The sequence below is a fragment of the Streptomyces sp. LS1784 genome (genome assembly GCF_020103755.1).
In the GTDB taxonomy this organism is placed as follows: Bacteria; Actinomycetota; Actinomycetes; order Streptomycetales; family Streptomycetaceae; genus Kitasatospora.
Map to the genome: position 1 here is coordinate 1 of NZ_JAHSQD010000761.1, position 3186 is coordinate 3186.

At 70.9% G+C, this 3186-nt stretch carries 3 protein-coding genes; all 3 read left to right on the forward strand.

Going from position 1 to position 3186, the window contains the following annotated elements; all coding sequences use genetic code 11:
• Positions 1 to 268 precede the first annotated feature (268 nt).
• Positions 269 to 1933, forward strand: coding sequence for an energy-dependent translational throttle protein EttA (gene ettA / locus KS423_RS41925; protein ID WP_224284965.1), 1665 nt, complete (start codon positions 269 to 271; stop codon positions 1931 to 1933).
• A 127-nt stretch (positions 1934 to 2060) separates the two neighbouring features.
• On the forward strand, positions 2061 to 2504 hold the full coding sequence (locus tag KS423_RS41930) for a thioesterase family protein (RefSeq protein ID WP_224284966.1): 444 nt from the start codon (positions 2061 to 2063) through the stop codon (positions 2502 to 2504).
• Between the two features lie 29 nt (positions 2505 to 2533).
• Positions 2534 to 3186 (forward strand): hypothetical protein (locus KS423_RS41935; protein WP_374120153.1); only part of this gene is annotated, 653 nt, incomplete at its 3' end.

Consider the following 3186-nt stretch of genomic DNA (forward strand, 5'->3'; position numbering starts at 1 on the left):
GGGGAGCCGGGCCGTCGCGCTGTGCGGCGCGGGGCGGGCAGGGGCGTCGGCCGTGGTGAGGGGGCCGAGGGGCCGAGCCGGGCCGCCGTGGTTCCGGGTGCGGGACGGCCGTGGCGGAGGGGGAACCGGGCCGCGGGGCTCCTGCCGGTGGAGAGCGGCTGCGGATACCCCCGTGGGGTCACCCGGGCGATTCGGGGCTCCGGGCCGGGTGCGGCACAATGGAAGGCTGCAAGCCGAATTACTCCCGACGACGCCGGAGCGATCTCACGTGGCGGAATACATCTACACGATGCGCAAGGTGCGCAAGGCTCACGGAGACAAGGTCATCCTTGACGACGTGACGCTCAGCTTCCTCCCCGGAGCGAAGATCGGCGTCGTGGGCCCCAACGGTGCCGGTAAGTCCACCGTGCTGAAGATGATGGCCGGCCTGGAGCAGCCCTCCAACGGCGACGCCTTCCTCTCGCCCGGCTTCACCGTCGGCATGCTGCTCCAGGAGCCGCCGCTGGACGAGTCCAAGACGGTCCTGGAGAACGTCCAGGACGGCGTCAAGGAGATCAAGGGGAAGCTCGACCGCTTCAACGAGATCGCCGAGCTGATGGCGACCGACTACTCGGACGCCCTGCTGGACGAGATGGGCAAGCTCCAGGAGGAGCTGGACCACGCCGAGGCCTGGGACCTGGACGCCCAGCTGGAGCAGGCCATGGACGCCCTGGGCTGCCCGCCCGGCGACTGGGCGGTCACCAAGCTCTCCGGTGGCGAGAAGCGCCGCGTCGCGCTCTGCAAGCTGCTGCTGGAGGCCCCGGACCTGCTGCTGCTCGACGAGCCCACCAACCACCTGGACGCCGAGTCGGTGAACTGGCTGGAGCAGCACCTGGCCAAGTACAAGGGCACCGTCGTGGCCGTCACCCACGACCGGTACTTCCTGGACAACGTGGCCGGCTGGATCCTGGAGCTCGACCGCGGCCGCGCCATCGGCTACGAGGGCAACTACTCCACCTACCTGGAGACCAAGCAGTCGCGTCTCAAGGTCGAGGGGCAGAAGGACGCGAAGCGCGCCAAGCGCCTCAAGGAGGAGCTGGAGTGGGTCCGCTCCAACGCCAAGGGGCGCCAGGCGAAGTCCAAGGCCCGTCTGGCCCGCTACGAGGAGATGGCCGCCGAGGCGGACAAGATGCGGAAGCTGGACTTCGAGGAGATCCAGATCCCGCCGGGCCCGCGCCTGGGCAACGTCGTCATCGAGGTCGAGAACCTCAACAAGGCCTTCGGTGAGAAGGTCCTGATCGACGACCTGAGCTTCACCCTGCCGCGCAACGGCATCGTCGGCATCATCGGCCCGAACGGCGCCGGCAAGACCACCCTGTTCAAGATGCTCCAGGACCTGGAGACCCCGGACAGCGGCACGGTCAAGGTCGGCGACACCGTCAAGATCAGCTACGTCGACCAGACCCGCTCCAACATCGACCCGAAGAAGACCCTCTGGGAGGTCGTCTCCGACGGTCTGGACTGGATCAACGTCGGCCAGGTCGAGATGCCGTCCCGCGCCTACGTGTCGGCCTTCGGCTTCAAGGGCCCGGACCAGCAGAAGCCGGCCGGTGTGCTCTCCGGTGGTGAGCGCAACCGTCTGAACCTGGCGCTCACCCTCAAGCAGGGCGGCAACCTGCTGCTCCTCGACGAGCCCACCAACGACCTCGACGTCGAGACGCTCTCCTCGCTGGAGAACGCCCTGCTGGAGTTCCCCGGCTGCGCCGTGGTCATCTCCCACGACCGCTGGTTCCTGGACCGAGTGGCCACCCACATCCTCGCCTACGAGGGCGACAGCAAGTGGTTCTGGTTCGAGGGCAACTTCGAGTCGTACGAGAAGAACAAGATCGAGCGGCTCGGCGCCGACGCCGCCCGTCCGCACCGGGCCACCTACAAGAAGCTGACCCGAGGCTGACACCCAGCCGTCACGACGGCCCGGCAGACTGCCCTCCGGGGCGGCCTGCCGGGCCGCGGCCCGTCGCCACCGTCCGCCGCACCGGCGGTGCACGGCGGCGGGCGACCGGACACCGAGGAGAACTCCCGTGGCTCGCCACATCTACGCCTGCCCGCTGCGCTGGTCCGACATGGACGCCTTCGGGCACGTCAACAACGTGGTCTTCCTGCGCTACCTGGAGGAGGCCCGGATCGACTTCATGTTCACCCAGGCCGCCGCGGCCGGCGCCGGGGAGTTCGCGGGCGGCTCGGTGGTGGCGCGCCACGAGATCGACTACAAGCGTCCGCTGGTGCACCGGCCCGAGCCGGTCACCGTCGAGACCTGGGTGACGAAGATCGGCGGCGCCTCGCTGACCGTCTCGTACGAGATCAAGGACGTTGCCGAGGACGGCAGCGACATCGTGTACGTCCGGGCGTCCACCGTGGTCGTCCCCTACGATCTGGCCGAGGGCCGGCCGCGCCGGATCTCGCCGGTGGAGCGGGAGTTCCTCGGCCGCTTCATGGACGAAGAGCCGGCAGTCGCCGCCGTCTGACCCCATCTGACGATTCGAGCTGAACCGCTGTGACCATCACCGCCCGTCTCGCCCTGGCCGACACCGGGGAGGCCGCCGACCTCTCCGCCTTCCTGCTGCGCCTGCTGCGCTTCGACCGGGCGGCGGCCGTCCGGCTCCAGGCGGTGGGCCAGGGCGGCGGGGACGGCGTGCTGGCGGTCTTCGGACGGTTGCCGCTGGGCGGTTCGGGCGCGCTGGCGATCCGCACCGTGCGGCTGGGCGGCCTGGACGAGCCGGTGGACCTCACCGTCTCGGCGGGCCAACTGCTGGACGGCGTGGACGCCGAGGCGGGCGCCGTCGCGCTGCCCGCGCCGGTGACCGGCCCGGCCTGGGCGGGACTGTTGCCGCCGCGCACCGGCTGGCGGCCGGTCGGTGCCCCGCCGGCGGCCGAGGTGTACCCCGAACTCATGGCCGGGGTGCAGGAGTTCCGCGAGCGCAGCGAGGCCGTCCCGGCGCACCACCGCAGCCGCGCGGCGCTGGACGCGCTGGCCGACGAGATCTGGTCCCGCCCGGTGACCGCGCTGCCCGAACTGCCGCTGCGCGCGCTGCACGCCGCGTACGTGATCGGTTTCCTGAAGCCCGGAGCCCCGCTGACCGTGCACCGGGCGGGCGGCTGGCTGCGGCTGAGCGCCCCGGCGGGTTCGGTGGCGGTGCGCACCGTGGC